Genomic DNA, 17,616 nt, shown 5'->3' on the forward strand with positions numbered 1-17,616 from the left:
GGCTCGGCTTGATACGGGATTATTCTGCTCTAGATGGGGGCACAAGGCCCCAATTCAATCGGAGCGGGATCACAGAAAAGCGTTTTTCCCGCAGCATCGACCGTTACAGGAAGCCGGACTGGGCCAGCTTTTCCAACGTCAGGGTCGATGACGAGCCGTCATGGGCCTTGCCTTGCATCAGTCGCTCCAGATAGCGGGCTATCTGATCCACCTCAAGATTCACGCGATGACCCGGTTTCCAGCGCGCTATGGTGGTCTCCTGCACCGTGTGGGGCACTATCGTCAGGCGGAACAAGTCCCCCTGCACGGCGTTGACCGTCAGGCTGATGCCATCCACTGCAATCGACCCCTTCTCGGCTATGTAGCGGGAGAGTTCCCCCGGCGCCTTGATCCAGTACTCGATGGCGCGGCCGCTGCTGGAGACGCTTTTCACCTCCCCTACCCCATCCACATGGCCGGAGACCAGATGGCCGCCGAGGCGGGAGGTGGGCATCAGCGCCTTCTCGAGGTTGACCCGATCGCCCACTCTGGCGGCGGCAAAACCGGTACGGGAGAGGGTTTCCAGCGACACGTCGGCGGTATAACTCTTGTCGCCCAGCGCCACCACGGTGAGGCAGACGCCGTTGGTGGCGATGGAGTCGCCCAGTTTGACGTCGCTAAAATCCAGACCTGGTGCGTGGACGGTGAGGGCCATGTCATCGCCCTGACGGCGCAGCTCGGCCAGGGTTCCCACCGCTTCGATAATTCCGGTAAACATGCAGATCACCTTGCTGATGACGGGGACTGATTATGCCCCCTTGAACATTGATAAATCAGGCTATTTTGGCGGTAATGCGAATATCCGGCCCCACCATGCGCACATCCTTGATGGCAAGCTTGGGCGCCTGGAACAGCCGGGTCAGACCCGGCAGATGGAACAGGCCGCGCCCTTCGTCACCCATCAGTTTGGGAGCCTGATAGAGCACCAGCTCATCCACCAGCCCTTTTTCCAGCAGAGCGCCGCAGAGCCGCGGGCCCGCCTCGACCAGCACCGAGTTGACGTTCTGTTTGGCCAGCAACATGAAGAGGCTGACCAGATCCAGCTTGCCATCCAGCAGCGGCAGCTCCAGCTGCTGCACCCACTCGGGCCACTCGCCGGACGCCTTGTGACGGGCCAGCAGCACCGGACTCTCGCTCTGGAACAGCGGTAGATCCGGGGTAAGGCGGTTTTGCGAATCGACGATGACCCGCAGCGGCTGGCGCAGGGTCTCTTTGGGATAGCTCGCCTTGACCGAGGGGGAAGCTCGTCCCAGCGCACGGTCAGGGAGGCACCATCGGCCAGCACGGTTTCAGCGCTGGAGAGTACCGCATCGTGGCGGGCCCGCAGTCGTTGCACATCGCGGCGCGCATCGGGGGAGGTGATCCACTGGCTCTCGCCGCTCGCCATGGCGGTGCGGCCATCGAGGCTGGCTCCCAACTTGACGGTCACCCGCGGGAAGGCGGTACGCATCCGCTTGAAAAAGCCCGGGTTGAGCGCTTCGGCTTCGCTCGCCAGCAGGCCGAAATCGGTCTTGATGCCCGCTTCGGAGAGCATACGCAGGCCACGTCCGCCCACCTGGGGATTGGGATCGACCATGGCTGCTACCACCCGGGCCACGCCGGCGTTGATCAGCGCCTCGGCACAGGGGGGAGTACGACCGTGGTGGGAGCAGGGTTCGAGGGTCACATAGGCGGTAGCGCCACGGGCGTTGTCACCGGCGGCGCGCAGGGCGTAAACCTCGGCATGGGGCTCGCCCGCCTTCTGATGCCACCCTTCGCCAACCACCACGCCATCTTTGACCAGCACGGCGCCGACGCAGGGGTTGGGGGCCGTGGTGTAGCGGCCGCGGCGGGCCAGTTCGAGGGCCCGACTCATCCATTGGTAATCATCTTGACTAAACATTCGGGCTCCTTTGACAACACATCTCGACTTTACGCGGTATCGTAGGTTCGATTAGCGCAGCGTAATCGGACGCGGCAACATGGGTGAGAATGGCGGTTTACTTCTCCAGCTTGGCGATCTCTTCGCCGAACTCGCGAATATCTTCGAAGCTGCGATAGACGGAGGCAAAGCGGATATAGGCCACCTTGTCCAGACTCTTGAGCTCATCCATCACCAGATTGCCCACCAGCTCGGAGGCGACTTCGCGCTCGCCGGTGGCACGCAGGCGGGATTTGATATGGTTGACCGCCTTTTCGATGGCCTCCATGCTCACCGGCCGCTTCTCCAGCGCCCGCAGGATGCCGGCGCGCAGCTTGTCTTCGTTGAACGGCTCGCGGGAGCCGTTGGACTTGATGACGCGGGGCATCACCAGCTCGGCCATCTCGAAGGTGGTAAAACGCTCGTGACAGAGCAGACACTCACGACGGCGGCGCACCTGATGGCCTTCTGCCACCAAGCGGGAATCGATCACCTTGGTATCAACCGCACTACAGAATGGGCAATGCATCGGACCTCCGGCGTTAATGGAACAGGGACCGGCCCGGCGGGCCAGGATCTAGGTCGGCCAGTGTAGCACGGCCATCCAAAACCGGTAAAAGCCAGAAAAAACAATGCCACCCGCAGGTGGCATTGGTCTCAAACCGGATGGTCTGACTTATCAGCCATAGACCGGGAAGCGGCGGCAGATATCCAGCACCTTCTCGCGTACGGTGGCCAGCACAGCATCGTTGTCGTGGTTGTCCAGTACGTCACAGATCCAGTGGGTCAGCTCGATGGACTCGGCTTCCTTGAAACCACGGCGGGTGATGGCCGGGGTACCGATACGTACACCGGAGGTGACGAACGGGGAGCGCGGGTCGTTGGGCACGGAGTTCTTGTTGACGGTGATGTTGGCTTTACCCAACGCAGCGTCAGCATCCTTACCGGTCAGCTCGCGGCCGATCAGATCAACCAGCATCAGGTGGTTGTCGGTACCGCCGGAGACGATCTTGTAACCGCGCTCGATAAAGGTCGCAGCCATCGCCTTGGCGTTTTTCACGACCTGAGCCTGATAGGTCTTGAACTCCGGCTCCAGCGCCTCTTTGAAGGCAACGGCTTTACCGGCGATGACGTGCATCAGCGGGCCACCCTGACCACCCGGGAAGACGGCGGAGTTGAGCTTCTTGTAGAGCTCCTCGTCGTCAGCAGCGGAGAGGATCAGACCACCGCGCGGACCGGCCAGGGTCTTGTGAGTGGTGGAGGTGACCACGTGAGCGTGGGGAACCGGGTTCGGGTAGACGCCAGCGGCAATCAGACCAGCCACGTGGGCCATGTCGACGAACAGGTAGGCACCGACCTTGTCGGCGATTTCACGCATGCGGGCCCAGTCAACGATACCGGAGTAGGCAGAGAAGCCACCGATCATCATCTTTGGCTTGTGCTCGACAGCCTGACGTTCCATGTCGTCGTAGTCGATCTTGCCGGACTCATCGATACCGTAAGGCACGATGTTGTAAAGCTTGCCGGAGAAGTTGACCGGAGAGCCGTGGGTCAGGTGACCGCCGTGGGCCAGGTTCATGCCCAGCACGGTGTCGCCCGGCTGCAGCAGAGCCATGTAAACAGCGCTGTTGGCCTGGGAGCCGGAGTGCGGCTGCACGTTGGCGTAGGTGGCACCGAACAGCTCTTTGGCGCGCTCGATAGCCAGGGTTTCGACCACATCCACATACTCGCAACCACCATAGTAACGCTTGGAGGGGTAACCTTCGGCGTACTTGTTGGTCAGCTGGGAGCCCTGGGCTTCCATGACTCGGGGGCTGGTGTAGTTCTCAGACGCAATCAGCTCGATATGCTCTTCCTGACGACGGGTTTCGTCTGTGATGGCCTGCCACAATTGCGGATCATAATTGGCGATGGTCATGTCACGTTTCAACATCCGTTTCTCTCCTGAAAATCGTTTGCGCGTTAGGTGAAGTGGGCGCGGGCATTGTAACGTGAGCTGGATCAAAGAGACAGTCCAACCACCTAAAAAAATGTTGAATTTATGTTGTAAAAAGCAAGATTCCCTCCCCGTTCAATACTCTGGCCGCTCCGCCAAACGGCACATTTTTCATCCCGCAGCGGGCGGGCAAAACCCGAAGGGGATCACAACGCCCTCTTTATCCATCCTGTAACATATTCATTCGAAACAAATTTAATGATGATGGAGCTGATTGCAGCCATGCATCCGAGGGGCTGCACCTAACCGGAGGAGTTCAAGATGGACCATCTGCTGACATTCGTGATCCTGGCTGTCTTTTTTCTGTTCTACTGGGTCTACTACACCAGCCAACGCAAGCATGTCCCCACCACCTCGTGGGATCAACTCCCCACCAAAGCCGACTATCTGGCGGCCCACCCTGAATCAGTCGATGGCGACATCATCTTCTGTTATCACTGCGGCCACCACGAGTTGCTGGAGGTGGGCATGGTGCACCTGACCGATTTTCGCCGGGAATGGGTCTGTGCCAGGTGCAAGCAGGTGCTATTTCGGGAGATCGAATAAACGGCGCAGGGACTGGCCACCCCCTATATGAACGTTGTACATCGCCAGCAGGGATCAGAACGGCGCATCCCTGTTTGCCACCAGCCACTGCTGCAACCCGCTCACCGCCGCGTCAAATTGCGCCCCGATTGCCGCAGGCTCCCCGCCTCCCGCCTCAAGAGCCGCACAGTGGCTGGCAAATTCGGTCAACCCCAGCGCCAGCGCACTCCCCTTGAGCTTGTGCGCCAGCTGACGTTGCTCACTCCCCTCCCCCTGAGCCAACTTATCTACCAACACCCGCCCTTGCGACTCAAACAGCGCGACCAGCTGGCGGATCCGCGCCATGCCGAGCAGGGGCAGATCGGCATCCAGCACCGGATTGGCCAACTCGGGCTGGTTAGTTGAGGACGCGGCTGCAGATAATTGCACCTGCGGCTCGATAGAGGCCCCTTCTTGCCGAAATAGTTGATCTATGGCGTTCGCCAGCACCGCCAGCCGCACCGGCTTGCCGACAAAATCGACAAAGCCGGCGGCAAGGCAGTGGCGGATATCCTCCGGATACATCTGGGCCGAGATGGCGATGGCGGGCAGCGACCGCTCATGCATCTCCTCGCTGATGGCGGCCAGATCCTCACGAAGGCTCATGCCGTCCATATCGGGCAGATTGATATCGAGTAGCGCCAGCTCGAAGGGGCGCTCGGTCACCAGCGCCAGCGCACTGCGACCATCCTCCGCCAGGGTGACGCGATGGCCGAGGCGGGTCAGCATGCCGTGCGCCACCAACCGGTTGATCTCGTTATCCTCCACCAGCAGGATGTCACGGGACTGGCTAAGGTGCAGCGGTTGCGCCTCGGCAGGCAACTGGGCGCTCGAACGCTGCAACGGCAAACTGAAGCTGAATTCACACCCCTTGCCCGGTTCGCTGGCAAGGATAAGCTCGCCCCCCATGGCAGTCACCAGCTTGCGGCTGATCGCCAGTCCCAGCCCGGTGCCGCCCTGATGGCCTATATCACGCTTGCGCTGGCGAAACGCCTCGAACACCGCCTCCTGCTCATCGGCCGGAATGCCGGGGCCGGTATCGCGCACCACGAAGCGGATGCAGGGCTCGGCGCAAGGGCCGTGACAGACAAGGGGCGCCACCGTCAGGGTAATCTGGCCACGGGCGGTAAACTTGACCGCATTGCCGAGCAAATTGCCGAGCACCTGCCGCAGCTTGCCCAGATCCCCCTCGACCACAGGCGCCAGCCCGGGCGCATATTTCAGCGCCAGGGTGACTCCCTTGGCCGCCGCCTTTGGCCGAAACAACGCGCTGAGCTCATCCACCAGCTGGAACAGGGGGAAGGGCTCGCGGCGCGCCTCCACATGGCCCGCCTCGATCTTGGAGTAGTCGAGAATGTCGTTGAGGATCTCCAGCAGGGATTCGCCGCTGTGCTCGATGGCGGCCAGATAGCTCTGCTGGGTATCGCTGAGATGGGTATCTTCCAGCAGTGTCAGCCCCCCCAGAATGCCGTTCATGGGGGTGCGGATCTCGTGGCTCATGGTGGCGAGAAACACCGACTTGGCGCGGTTGGCCTGTTCTGCCTCGGCGCGGGCCTGCCGCTGCTTCTCCACCTCCTCATTAAGCCGCTCGTTGGCGTGGCTGAGCTGGCCAGTACGCTCCTCGACCCGCGACTCCAGCTCGCGCTGATAGCGGCCCAGCTCAACCGCATTGTCACGAAACACCTGCAGGGCCCGCCCCAACTCCGCCAGCTCATCGCGCCCGGTGCTGGCGATCGGCTCAAGGGGGGCCAGATCCCCGCGCGCCAACCGGCTCATCCCCGCCACCGCCCGTTGCAGCGGCCAGACGATCCGGCCATAGACCATGCGCCACATCAACAGCATCAGCAGTAGCAGGGTGAGCAGTCCAATGGCCATCAACGCCTGCTCCAGCAGCCTGAGGCGCTGGCTTAGCGCCTGCTGGCTCTGCCCCAGCGAATCGCGGGCACGGCTGACCAGCTCTCCGACCTGCTGGTTGAGACTGCTCATCAGAGCTTCATTGGCATTGGCCAGCACCCGCAGCGCCTCCCCCTTGCCGAGCCAGTCGCTGCGCAGTTGCACCAGCTTGTCGCTCTGCGCCAGTACGGTCAGCGCCTGCTCCACCGCCTGCCGGCGGGCCGGATCGGTCACCGCCCCGGCCCGCAGTTGCAAGATGGCCAGCTCCCGTTGCCCATCTTGCAATAGCGTTTGCAGTTGCCCTTGCTGTTCGCTGCGCCACATCTCTTCGATGCGCTGCTGCTGCATCAGGGTGCGATGACGCAGCTCGGTCATCTGCTCCAGCCAGTCAAGATCTTGCTCCAGCAGGCGGTCCAGCGTCCGGGCCTCTTGCCCCCCTTGCTGCTGGTAGAGGGAGCCCAGCCCCGCCACCATCACGGTTTCGGCGTTCTCCATCTGGCTGCGCGCCAGCTCGGCGATCTGCCCGGCTGCCGCCACCAGACGGGCGCGCTGCGCCTCCCCCTGCGCCATCAGGGTCAGGCGCTCTCCCACCAGCCAGCCCTGCTGGCCCAGATTGCCGATGATGCTCTGACTGAGCTGATCGAGGCTTGCGGAACCCTGCCCACGGCCAAGTTGCGCCAGCACCTGTTGCAGCTGCTGTCCCTGCAGGGTGAGCAAGCGCCCCTGATGCTCCCGCTCCTGCTCGCTGGTTGCAGTGGCCAGCAGCCGTGACGCACTCTGGATCTCGCCGCTGAGGCGAGAGAGCGTGCGGGCCAGCTCCTGATCGGCCAGGGTCTGCTGCACCCCTTGTTCCAGCTGGCGCAGATGACTAAGCCCCACCCAGCCCAGCAGGGAGGCACTCAGGGTCAGCAACGCCATCAGGGAGAAAGCCAGCAGCAACTTGCCACCCAGGCCGGAAAAGATTCTCACAGGAAGTCCCTTGGTTGTGGTCGGCTTTGACCGGATAATATGGCCCAACACTTTAACAAAACCCCTGACCATGCGAAGCGTCTATCTCTCCCCGTTGTTGCTGATCTGGTTGCTAATGCTTCCCCGCGCCGCCCTCGCCTTTGCGGTCGATATCTGGCCCGGCGGCGAATTCAGCGGCCAGCCGGTGCGCCAGCAGTGGCCGGAACCCGCCGCCGCAACCAAACCGCTGACCCTCTGTGCCCTCTACCCCCATCTGCGCGACGCCTACTGGCTTTCGGTCAATCAGGGCATGGTGGACGAAGCGAAGCGGCTGGGAGTCAAGTTGCAGATCCACGAAGCAGGGGGCTATGGCGCCCTCGCCGAGCAGCGCCTGCAGTTGCAGCGCTGCGTGCAGGAAGGGAGCGACGCCATCTTGCTCGGCGCCGTGAGCTATCAGGGCTTGCGCGAGGCGATCAAGGCCACGTCGCTGCCGATCTTTGGGTTGGTCAACGATCTGCCCACTGGTCTGGTGCAGGCCAAGGTGGGAGTCTCCTGGTACCAGATGGGCTGGCAAATTGGCTACTGGCTGGCGCAGCGCCACCCCGCAGGCAGCAAGCAGGTCTCGGTCGCCCTCTTCCCCGGCCCGCAGGCGAGCGGCGGCAACAACTTCGTCGAACCGGGCTTTGCCGACGCCATCAAGGGGAGCGCCATCAAGCTGGTCACCACCGAGCGCGGCGACAACAGCCGGGAAATCCAGCGCACGCTGGTGCAGCAGACGCTGGCCCGCTATCCCGACCTCGACTATCTGGTGGGCGGTGCCATCGCCGCCGAAGTGGCGGTCAACGAACTGTCACAGCGCCATCTCGACCGACCTCAGGTGTTGAGCACCTACTTCAGCCACGGTGTACAGCGGGGCCTTCGTCGGAGCAAGATCCTCGCCGCCAACAGCGATCAGATGCGGCTGCAGGGGCGCCTTGCGGTCGCTCAGGCGGTCTGCCTGCTGCAAGACCCTGATGCCAATGCCGAGCAGTGCCCGCGGGTGATGGGCCCCCCCATTCTGACGCTCTCTGCGCCACTGGCCGACCCCGCCGATTCCCTCTCGGATGGCGCTTTTCGCCCCGTCTATCGGGTCGAATAGCCGCTCCAAATCCGATTAGCACACTCAAGGAGAAGAGATGAAAGAGTTACATGCCAGCTGCCTGTGCGGCGCCGTCGCCCTGACCCTGCCGGATCAGTTCGACTATATGGGGAACTGCCACTGCAGCGAATGCCGCAAGTTTTCAGGGGGAGATTACGCCTCGGTTGGCGGACTGGATGGCAACAAGGTCACCATAGTGAAAGGGGAAGAGGCCATCGGCCGCTACCGGAAATCGGCAGAGACCACCCTGGCCTTCTGTCGTCACTGCGGCTCCAGCCTGTTCAGCCAGAAGAGCAGCAGCGGCAAGATCAACCTGCGCCTCGGGGTACTGGACGATGTGCCGAGCCAGCGACCCACGTTTCACATCTTTGTCGGTTCCAAGGCGCCCTGGCACCAGATTGGCGACGACTGCCCGCAATTTGATACCCGCCCGCCGATCTGATACCCGGTCAAACAGGTCAAAGCCACCGCAACGGGGTCAGGAGGCTATCTCACCGGCAAACAGATAGCCTTCACCATGGACGGTGACAAACAGCTGGGGATCCCGCGGATCCGCTTCCATCTTGCCGCGCAGCCGCCGGATCAACACGTCTATGGTGCGATCGCTCGGACCATCGCCGCGATGGCTGATGAGGGTCAGGATCCGCTCCCGACTGAGCACCCGCCGGCATGGGCGACAAAGGCCACCAGCACTTCATATTCGGCCTTGGTCAGACGCACCGGCGCTCCGTCCTTGCTGAGCTGGCGGCGGGGAATATCAAAACGCCAGGGGCCAAAGCGCACCGCATCGTCAGCCACCGCAGGCTCGCTCGGTGCGGCGGCCGCCAGCGAGATCCGCCACAGCAGATTCTTGACCCGCACCAGCAGCTCCCTGAGCTCGAACGGCTTGGTGACATAGTCGTCGGCCCCCATCTCGAGGCCGACAATCCGGTCCACCGCATCGCTGCGGCCGGTGACCAGAATGATCCCTACCGTGCTGCGCGCCCGCAGTTCACGGGTCAGCAGCAGACCATCTTCCCCCGGCAGATTGATATCCAGCATCACCAGATCGACCGTCTGCTCCGCCAGCACGGCGCGCATCTCCTGGCCGTTTTCGACCGCCGTCACCCGATAGCCCTCCCGCTCGAAATAGCCGGTCAGCTTCTCGCGGGTAACCGCATCATCTTCAACAACCAGAATGTGGTAGCTCATGGGCAGGGTTCACGATGGTCGACAAGGGAGGATTATTCTATTCACATTTTGTCATAAATACCCCTATTTCATTAATTTGTGGCGGCAGCCCTGTTCACAACGCCTCCCTATCATGGCTCCCATCAAAAAAGTGATGTGAGAGAGCATGATGAAAAAACTGTGGCACTTCCTGCGCACCCCCAGCCGTCGCTGGTCGGTACTGGCGCTGCTTCTGGTGGGCGTCGGCGTCACCCTCGCGGGCACCGTCGGCCTGCACTATGGCTTTGAGAAAACCAGCAGCCTCGAATTCTGTATCTCCTGCCACTCCATGAAAGACACCGTCTATCCGGAGTACAAGGAGTCCATCCACTTCAAGAATGCCTCCGGGGTACAGGCGGTCTGTACCGACTGTCACCAGCCGAAGGACTTTGTCGGCAAGGTGGCCCGCAAGATGGAGGCGGCCAACGACCTCTATCAGGAGTACATAGGCCACAGCATCGACACCCAGGAGAAGTTCGAGGACCGGCGCCTGCATCTGGCCGAGAAGGTGTGGGCACGGATGAGCAGCCAGAACTCCAAGACCTGCAAGTCCTGCCACAGCTACGACAACATGGATCACGCCAAGCAGTCCCCGGCGGCAGCGCTGGCGATGAAAGATGCGGCGGCGAAGAACATGAACTGCATCGAGTGCCACAAGGGCATCGCCCACGAACTGCCCAACATGGCGGGCGGCTTCCGGGCCACTTACGCCACCCTGGTCAACGACGCGCAAGAGGCGCCAGCCGCCGAGACCCTCTACAACCTGGGTGAAAAAGATCTCTATGCCAGCGAACAGAGCAGCGACCCGGTCGGCAAACTGCTGCCCGCCTCCCGCATCGACGTGGTGGACCGCAGCGGCGATCGCCTCAAGGTGACCATCGAAGGGTGGCGCGAGAGCGACGGCAAGGGCCGGGTGCTGAGCGAATACATGGGCAAGCGGGTCTTCGTCGCCACCATCCGTGACGAACTGAAAGCGAGCGAGAAAGTGCTCAAACAGGAGACCGACAGCGCCACCCATATCAAGTGGGAGCAGGTTCAGGTGCAGGCCTGGGTCGATGGCAAGGGCTTTGAGTCCTCGCTCAAGCCGATCTGGGATTACGCCGGCGAGATGTACAAATCCACCTGCAACTCCTGCCACGGCGCGCCGGATCCCGCTCACTTCACTGCCAACGGCTGGATTTCGGGACTCAAGGCGATGTCTGCCTACTATCGCCTGAGCAAGGAAGAGGAGCGCACCCTGCTCAAATACCTGCAAAACCATGCCGCCGATACCGGTGGTCAGGGCAGCCACTAAGTCCGGATTCGAAAGAGGAATAACAAGATGATCAATATTTCCCGTCGTGGTTTTCTGGGTGGCTTGCTGGCCAGCGGTGCCTCTGCCCTGATCGGCCCCTCCCTGCTCGGTCGCGCCGTGATGGCTGCCGAGTCTGGCGACAAGCTAGTGCAGTCAGGCTCCCACTGGGGCGCCTTCCGTGCCCGGGTGGTCGATGGGCGCTGGGTCGAGACCCTGCCGTTCGAGCATGACAAGCACCCCACCGACATGCTCAAGGCCTTGAGTGAGGTGGTCTACAACCCCTCCCGCATCCGCTACCCCATGGTGCGACTGGACTGGCTACGCAAGGGCCACCAGTCCGACACCAGCGAACGCGGCCAGAACCGCTTCGTGCGGGTCACCTGGTCCCAGGCGCTGGACTTTTTCTATCACGAGCTGGAACGGGTGCAGAAAACCTATGGCCCGAGCGCCCTCTATGCCGGCCACTCCGGCTGGCAGTCGGTGGGCAAACTGCACTCCGCTGGTGCGATGCTCGGACGCGCCATGAACCTGCACGGCACCTATCTGGCCAAGGCCGGTGACTACTCCACCGGTGCCGCCCAGGTGATCCTGCCCCACGTGGCGGGCGCCATGGAGGTGTATGAGCAGCAAACCTCCTGGCCGCTGGTGCTGGAACACAGCAAGACCATCGTTATCTGGGGCTCCGATCCCATCAAGAATCTGCAGGTGGGCTGGCTGGTGCCGGATCACAGCGTCTACGACTACTGGGCACAGCTGAAAGAGAAGGTAGCCAAGGGCGAGATCCGGGTGATCAGTGTCGATCCGGTCAAATCCAAGACCCAGAAGTACCTCAATTGCGATCAGGTGACCCTGAATCCGCAAACCGACGTGCCGCTGATGCTGGGCATCGCCCACACCCTCTACAGCGAGAAGCGCCACGACGAGGCGTTCCTGAAGAACTACACCACCGGCTTTGACAAGTTCCTGCCCTATCTGCTGGGCACCAGCGATGGTCAGGTGAAGGACGCCGAGTGGGCCGCCGCCATCTGCGGCGTACCAGCCGAGACCATCCGCGAGCTGGCCCGCGCCATGAGCAGCGGCCGCACCCAGCTTATCGGCGGCTGGTGCGTGCAGCGCATGCACCACGGCGAACAGTACGCCTGGATGCTGGTGGTTCTGGCCTCGATGATTGGCCAGATCGGCCTGCCGGGGGGCGGTTACGGCTTTGGCTGGCACTACAACGGGGCGGGCACCATCACCTCCAGCGGCCCCATCATGTCCGGTTTCAGCTCGGTCATTCCCGGGGTCAAGCCGCTCCATGACGGCGACTGGAAGGGTTACTCCAAATTCATTCCGGTGGCCCGTTTCGTCGACTGCATTCTCAATCCGGGCAAGCAGATCGCCTTCAACGGCCAGACCATCACCTACCCCCACATGAAGATGGCGGTGTTCTGCGGCAACAACCCGTTCCACCACCAGCAGGATCGCAACAAGATGGTCGCCGCCTGGCGCAAGCTGGAAACCGTGGTCAGCATCGATCACCAGTGGACCGCCAGCTGCCGCTTCGCCGATATCGTGCTGCCCGCCACCACCACCTATGAGCGGGACGACATAGAGCAGTGGGGCTCCCACTCCAACGCGGGCATTCTGGCCATGTACAAGGTGGTGGAGCCGCTGTTCGAGGCGCGGGATGACTATGACATCTTCGCCGATCTCTGCCGTCGCTTCGGTCGCGAGGCCGAGTTCACCGGCGGCAAGAGCAAGCTGGAGTGGATCCAGAGCATCTATGACGACGCCCGCCTGCAGGGCCGCGGCATCGGCATTCGTCTGCCCCGTTTCAGCCAGTTCTGGCACGGCGAAGGCTTCGTCACCTTCCCGGCGGGCCAGCCCTGGGTGCGTCACGAGTCGTTCCGTCAGGAGCCGGATCTGGAACCCCTCGGTACCCCATCTGGCCTTATCGAGATCTACTCCAAGACCATCGCCGATTACGGCTATGGGGATTGCCCGGGCCATCCGGTCTGGATCGAGCCCTACGAGCGCTCCCACGGCGGGCCGGGCAGCAAACAGTACCCGCTGCACCTGCAATCCTGCCACCCGGACAAGCGGCTGCACAGCCAGCTCTGCTCCTCCGACCACTACCGCGCCACCTACACGGTGCAGGGTCGCGAACCTGTCTACATGAATCCGCAGGATGCCAAATCTCGCGGCCTCAAGGACGGCGATCTGGTGCGGGTGTTCAACGGTCGCGGTCAGGTATTGGCTGGTCTGGTGGTGAGCGATGATTACGCCCCTGGGGTGGTGCGCATTCAGGAAGGTGCCTGGTATGGCCCGCAAGAGGGCGGCAAGGTGGGTACGCTCTGTACCTACGGCGATCCCAACGTGCTGACCGCCGACATCGGCTCCTCCAGCCTGGCGCAGGCCACCACGGCCCATACCGCGCTGGTGGAGATCGAGAAGTTCCGCGGACAGGCGCCCGCCGTCACTGCCTTCGGCGCGCCGGAATCGGCCAAGGGCATCGACCCCATGTTCCCGGCACTCTGACCTCGGGGGAACGAAAGCACCCCCTTGAGTTTCCTTTATTTTTAAAGTCGTTAGAATCGGGAGCCATCAAGGCTCCCGATTGCCATCCACGGAGGAAAAATGCAGGAATTTATGGCTACCAGCGAACGCCGGGCCGAACTCTACTGGTGGTTCTCCACCCTGTTCGCCGCCGAACTCAGTGATGAGCAGATCGCCGAATATGACACCTATGATGTGCGAAGCTTCCTGAAAAGCCTCTCCACCCTGGATCCGATGCGCGAAGCCGTGGCCGAGCTCAATGATGCCATCGCCCGCCTGCTGGTGCGCCCGGATCGCCAACTCGAACTCGCTGCCGACTTCGCCGGCCTGTTTCTGGTGGATCCCAAACAGGGCGCCCTGCCCTACGAATCGCTCTACCGCGGCGAGGCCAAGCTGCTGATGCAGGCCCCGATGGCCGAGATGCAGGCCCGCCTCGATCGCCTCGGCATCAATGTCAGCGACAAATACAAAGAGCCTGCGGATCATCTGGCCATCGAGCTGGATCTGATGGGCAATCTCATCATCCGTGGGGCGGAAGCCAAGAGTGCAGCCGAGCGGGAACGCTGGCTCGACGAGCAGGAAGCACTACTGCACGGTCATCTGCTGGGCTGGTTTGACAAGTTCGAAAGCGCCTGTCGCGCCGCCGACCGGTTTGGCTTCTACGGCGCCAGTGCCCGTCTGCTGGGGGTATTCCTCAAGATGGATGCCAACTACCTCTCTCTGGTCAAACCGGCACCGTCTGCCGACTGAGGCCGCGATGAAGACAGCCCTGCTTCTGATTGCATGCTGGCTGCTGGCCCTGATCCCGCTGGATCAGGGCATTACTCCCCTGATTGCGCTGCTGTTCAACCCGGATCGCGAGCTCTACGGCACCGCCCAGCTCACCGGCTTTGCCGGCATCCTGCTCACCCTCTACCTTGCCAATCTCGGCGTCGAGGTGGTGTTGCGCCGCCGCTTCCAGATAGCCGGCATGCTGGCGCTGCTGGCCGCCTGGATCGACTTCATCAACAGCAGCGGCAGCGAGTCGCACTTCCTGCTGCTCTATCTGCTTGCCCTCCCCTTCCATCTGCTCGGCTGGCTGGTACTGGTGCGCGGCATTCAAGCATTTGGTCGCCAGAAGGGATAACCACTCGCCCCCTTCTTCCACCCTTTTTATCAGGTTTTTCTGCCTATTCTTGCCGTCAAAACAACCAGATAACCCCGCTTGACTCCCGGCCAAACAGTTCGTGCCATACTGACAACTGATGCAAGTGATAAAACAATCAATGCCGAGGTCATCATGGATGGGAAGCTTTTCAACGCCGACACCGAGGCAATGTTGACCCAGCTGTCAGATCACACCGTCCTGGAACAGCTGATGGATAATGCCCCTCTGGGCATCGGCGTCTTTGACTGCGAATTTCGCTACCGTAAAGTCAATCAGGTGCTGGCCGACATCAATGGCAAGAGCATCGAGGAGCATCAGGGCAAGCACCTCCGAGAGGTGGTTCCCAAGCTGGCACCGACGCTGGAGCCCATGTTTCAGCAGATCATGCGAAGCGGCATGCCCTACGTGGATATCGCCATCACGGGCCAAACCGCGGCGTACGACAGCAGCTCCCGCCGCTTTCAGGCCACCTACAGCCCGATGCGTGATGAGAAGGGAGAGCTGAACGGCATCCTCGCCATCGTACGGGACATCACCGAGCAGTACGAAACCGAACAACGGCTGCAGCTGGCAATGCGAGCGGCCCAAATCGGGGTGTGGGAATGGCACGTTGCGGAGGACAGATTACTGTTCGACGGCCAGATTGAGCCGCTGCTGGGTATCGAGGCCAACCAGTTCCACGGCGGGCTGCAAGCGTTCGTCGACTGTTTTGAACCGGAATCCGGCAGCCAGCTCAAGGCCGCCCTGCAAAGTCATGACCCCATCCATCTCACCCTGAGCTACCTCACCGCGCTCAACGAGCGCCACTGGGTCGATATTCATGCCGACCATGTCCCCGCCACCGAGTCGGTCGGCCACCGGGTCATGGGGGTCATTCACAATGCCACCGCCCGCCGCCGTCAGGAGGAGCGGCTTCATCAAGCCAACGTGGTATTCGATACCACGGCCGAGGGGATCATCATCCTCGACAGCGAGCACCATATTCTGTCGGTCAACCCGGCCTTCACCATGCTGACCCAATACAATGCCGAGGAGGTGATAGGCCGCACCCCGGATATCATCATGCATCCCAGGCGCTACACCGACCTCGACTATCCCTGGTATCACCTGCGCCCCGGCAACAACGCCTGGCATGGCGAGATGGTTTGTCTGCGCAAGGATGGCAGCTACTTCTCCTCCTGGCAGCAGATCAGCGCTGTCTATGACAACTTCAACAACACTACTCACTATGTGATCGCCCTCTCCGACATCAGCGCCATTCGCAAGGTGGAGGCCGAGCTGAATCACCTTGCCTATCACGATCCCCTGACCGAGCTGGGCAATCGTCATCTATTGCAGGAGCGGCTGGCCCTTGAGCTGAAAACCGCGCAGCTCAATCGCAAACGGTTGGGGCTGCTCTTTATCGATCTGGATGGCTTCAAGCTGATCAACGACAGCCTGGGCCACGGGGTTGGCGATGAGCTGCTCAAGCGGCTGGCAGAGCGGATCCGCGGCTGCCTGCAACACAACGATCTGGCGACCCGCCTCGGGGGAGACGAGTTTCTGGTGCTGATCCCCTATCTGGAGGAGCCTGACGAGCTGGCAACCCTGGCCAATACCCTGCTGACCGTGTTGCGTGAACCGGTTGAGCTGGCCCATGAGCTGGTGGCAATCTCGGCAAGTATCGGTATCGCCATCTATCCCGATCATGCAGACAGCCCGGAAACCCTGGTCAGCGCCGCCGACAGCGCCATGTACGAGGCGAAAAGTCAGGGGCGCAACGGATTCCAGTTCTATACCCCCTGCATGGCGGCTCGAGCCCGCGAGCGAATGCAGATTGAGCAGGGTCTGCTCAAGGCCCTGGAGCTCGAACAGCTCTGCATCTTCTATCAACCCATGACCAATCTGGCCAGCGGCCACCTGAGTGGACTGGAAGCCCTGCTGCGCTGGCAGCATCCCAATGAGGGAATGATAGCGCCGACCCGTTTTATTCCGTGGCAGAGGAGTGCGGCCTGATCGAGAAAATTGGGGAATGGGTGATGCGCAACGCCTGCGAGCAGGGACAAAACTGGCTGGCCGCCGGACTGCCGGTGCCCCGCTTGTCGGTCAATGTGTCGGTGCGGGAGATGCGCTCCCCGGGCTATGTTGAACGGGTCGCCGCCATCCTGGCCGAGACCGGATTTCCGCCAGAGCGGCTGGAGATCGAAGTGACGGAGAGCATCATCCAGCGGGTCGAACAGAGTCTGGATCTCTTTACCCGCCTGAAAAATCTCGGCGTGCAGATTGCCATCGATGACTTTGGTACCGGCTTCTCGTCACTGAGTCTGCTCAAGACCCTGCCGATCGATCGCATCAAGATCGACCGGGCGTTTGTGCAGGCATTACCGGAAGACAAGAACAGTCGGGAGCTCTGCCGCACCATCATCAATCTGGCCGACAGTCTGGATATGGAGGTCACCGCCGAAGGGATTGAAACCAAGGCACAACACGCCTTTTTGCAGTCACTCAACTGCGGCGAAGGACAGGGTTATCTGTTCAGCAAACCACTGCATGTCGAACATATGGGAGATCGCCTGCATCAACGCTACGTCTCATAGCGGCAGGCAATCATCATCACCAGCCGGGAGGCATCCGCCTCCTGGCTGCCGACTGGATTACCACTCGATCTGCAAGCGGGATTCCCAACCATCATCACGATCATTGAGCATGCGCGTCAACGGTGATTCGCCAGCATAACGGGGAGCTGGCTCGCTGAAGGTGAATCTGGTACCGGGCTCCTTGGCCTGCCATGCATGACCAAGCTGATCGGCCACCCGATCCCGCAGCGCAGGTGAAGCTTCCTGATGGGTGATCGCAAACTCTTTCGGGGGTTCGCCAGCGGGCACTGGCGCATCAAACTGCCAGAGGGATGCACAGAGCAACAGAGAAAACATCATGACCTCCAATTAATCGACACGCCCCCTTTTACCCA

Annotated in this window: 12 protein-coding genes and 3 pseudogenes; 8 read left to right on the forward strand and 7 right to left on the reverse strand. The window is 61.6% G+C overall.

Annotation, left to right across the window (positions count from 1 at the left end; translation table 11 throughout):
• Positions 1–103 precede the first annotated feature (103 nt).
• The 4 genes and pseudogenes from ACTG27_RS12125 to glyA all read right to left on the reverse strand — a co-directional run bounded on the left by ACTG27_RS12125 (position 104) and on the right by glyA (position 3,872).
• Positions 104–757: a riboflavin synthase gene (locus ACTG27_RS12125; protein WP_439979727.1), complete on the reverse strand. Its 654-nt coding sequence runs from the start codon at positions 755–757 to the stop codon at positions 104–106.
• 55 nt (positions 758–812) lie between these two features.
• Positions 813–1,921 (reverse strand): annotated as a pseudogene (ribD, locus tag ACTG27_RS12130) (bifunctional diaminohydroxyphosphoribosylaminopyrimidine deaminase/5-amino-6-(5-phosphoribosylamino)uracil reductase RibD).
• 97 nt (positions 1,922–2,018) lie between these two features.
• Complete coding sequence (gene nrdR / locus ACTG27_RS12135) at positions 2,019–2,468, reverse strand: transcriptional regulator NrdR (RefSeq protein ID WP_005338880.1); 450 nt, start codon at positions 2,466–2,468, stop codon at positions 2,019–2,021.
• Positions 2,469–2,618: 150 nt separating this feature from the next.
• Positions 2,619–3,872 (reverse strand): serine hydroxymethyltransferase, encoded by a 1,254-nt coding sequence (gene glyA, locus ACTG27_RS12140; RefSeq protein ID WP_005338884.1) that lies wholly within the window; start codon positions 3,870–3,872, stop codon positions 2,619–2,621.
• 324 nt (positions 3,873–4,196) lie between these two features.
• On the opposite strand from glyA, the gene ACTG27_RS12145 reads away from it, so the two are divergent.
• Complete coding sequence (locus ACTG27_RS12145) at positions 4,197–4,481, forward strand: hypothetical protein (RefSeq protein ID WP_236367529.1); 285 nt, start codon at positions 4,197–4,199, stop codon at positions 4,479–4,481.
• Positions 4,482–4,535: 54 nt separating this feature from the next.
• On the opposite strand, the gene torS is transcribed toward ACTG27_RS12145, so the two are convergent.
• Positions 4,536–7,361, reverse strand: coding sequence for a TMAO reductase system sensor histidine kinase/response regulator TorS (gene torS, locus ACTG27_RS12150; protein ID WP_439979728.1), 2,826 nt, complete (start codon positions 7,359–7,361; stop codon positions 4,536–4,538).
• Positions 7,362–7,431: 70 nt separating this feature from the next.
• On the opposite strand from torS, the gene torT reads away from it, so the two are divergent.
• Both torT and ACTG27_RS12160 read left to right on the forward strand, forming a co-directional pair.
• Entirely contained in the window at positions 7,432–8,478 is a 1,047-nt protein-coding gene (torT, locus tag ACTG27_RS12155; protein WP_439979729.1) for a TMAO reductase system periplasmic protein TorT, read from the forward strand.
• A gap of 37 nt (positions 8,479–8,515) precedes the next feature.
• Complete coding sequence (locus tag ACTG27_RS12160; protein WP_201952530.1) at positions 8,516–8,920, forward strand: GFA family protein; 405 nt, start codon at positions 8,516–8,518, stop codon at positions 8,918–8,920.
• A gap of 36 nt (positions 8,921–8,956) precedes the next feature.
• On the opposite strand, the pseudogene torR reads toward ACTG27_RS12160, so the two are convergent.
• Positions 8,957–9,669, reverse strand: a pseudogene (gene torR / locus ACTG27_RS12165) (two-component system response regulator TorR).
• Between the two features lie 145 nt (positions 9,670–9,814).
• On the opposite strand from torR, the gene torC reads away from it, so the two are divergent.
• The 5 genes and pseudogenes from torC to ACTG27_RS12190 all read left to right on the forward strand — a co-directional run bounded on the left by torC (position 9,815) and on the right by ACTG27_RS12190 (position 17,242).
• Positions 9,815–10,981 (forward strand): pentaheme c-type cytochrome TorC, encoded by a 1,167-nt coding sequence (torC, locus tag ACTG27_RS12170; RefSeq protein WP_080771394.1) that lies wholly within the window; start codon positions 9,815–9,817, stop codon positions 10,979–10,981.
• Between the two features lie 27 nt (positions 10,982–11,008).
• Entirely contained in the window at positions 11,009–13,501 is a 2,493-nt protein-coding gene (torA, locus tag ACTG27_RS12175; RefSeq protein WP_439979730.1) for a trimethylamine-N-oxide reductase TorA, read from the forward strand.
• A 99-nt stretch (positions 13,502–13,600) separates the two neighbouring features.
• Positions 13,601–14,269: a molecular chaperone TorD gene (gene torD / locus ACTG27_RS12180; RefSeq protein ID WP_201905699.1), complete on the forward strand. Its 669-nt coding sequence runs from the start codon at positions 13,601–13,603 to the stop codon at positions 14,267–14,269.
• Between the two features lie 7 nt (positions 14,270–14,276).
• Positions 14,277–14,645, forward strand: coding sequence for a hypothetical protein (locus ACTG27_RS12185; RefSeq protein WP_005349490.1), 369 nt, complete (start codon positions 14,277–14,279; stop codon positions 14,643–14,645).
• A gap of 231 nt (positions 14,646–14,876) precedes the next feature.
• Positions 14,877–17,242, forward strand: a pseudogene (locus ACTG27_RS12190) (sensor domain-containing protein).
• 57 nt (positions 17,243–17,299) lie between these two features.
• Here the strand turns inward: ACTG27_RS12190 and ACTG27_RS12195 are convergent.
• Positions 17,300–17,581, reverse strand: coding sequence for a hypothetical protein (locus ACTG27_RS12195; RefSeq protein ID WP_234880392.1), 282 nt, complete (start codon positions 17,579–17,581; stop codon positions 17,300–17,302).
• Positions 17,582–17,616 lie beyond the last annotated feature (35 nt).

The organism is Aeromonas sp. 97A, from assembly GCF_051919185.1.
Classification (GTDB): domain Bacteria; phylum Pseudomonadota; class Gammaproteobacteria; order Enterobacterales; family Aeromonadaceae; genus Aeromonas; species Aeromonas veronii.

Excerpts from the sequence above, each read along its gene's own strand:
- ACTG27_RS12185 (WP_005349490.1), top strand. The coding sequence starts at position 14,277 with ATGAAGACAGCCCTGCTTCTGATTGCATGCTGGCTGCTGGCCCTGATC.
- glyA (WP_005338884.1), bottom strand. The coding sequence starts at position 3,872 with ATGTTGAAACGTGACATGACCATCGCCAATTATGATCCGCAATTGTGG.
- torT (WP_439979729.1), top strand. The coding sequence starts at position 7,432 with ATGCGAAGCGTCTATCTCTCCCCGTTGTTGCTGATCTGGTTGCTAATG.
- ACTG27_RS12125 (WP_439979727.1), bottom strand. The coding sequence starts at position 757 with ATGTTTACCGGAATTATCGAAGCGGTGGGAACCCTGGCCGAGCTGCGC.
- ACTG27_RS12145 (WP_236367529.1), top strand. The coding sequence starts at position 4,197 with ATGGACCATCTGCTGACATTCGTGATCCTGGCTGTCTTTTTTCTGTTC.
- torC (WP_080771394.1), top strand. The coding sequence starts at position 9,815 with ATGATGAAAAAACTGTGGCACTTCCTGCGCACCCCCAGCCGTCGCTGG.
- torD (WP_201905699.1), top strand. The coding sequence starts at position 13,601 with ATGCAGGAATTTATGGCTACCAGCGAACGCCGGGCCGAACTCTACTGG.
- nrdR (WP_005338880.1), bottom strand. The coding sequence starts at position 2,468 with ATGCATTGCCCATTCTGTAGTGCGGTTGATACCAAGGTGATCGATTCC.
- torA (WP_439979730.1), top strand. The coding sequence starts at position 11,009 with ATGATCAATATTTCCCGTCGTGGTTTTCTGGGTGGCTTGCTGGCCAGC.
- ACTG27_RS12195 (WP_234880392.1), bottom strand. The coding sequence starts at position 17,581 with ATGATGTTTTCTCTGTTGCTCTGTGCATCCCTCTGGCAGTTTGATGCG.
- ACTG27_RS12160 (WP_201952530.1), top strand. The coding sequence starts at position 8,516 with ATGAAAGAGTTACATGCCAGCTGCCTGTGCGGCGCCGTCGCCCTGACC.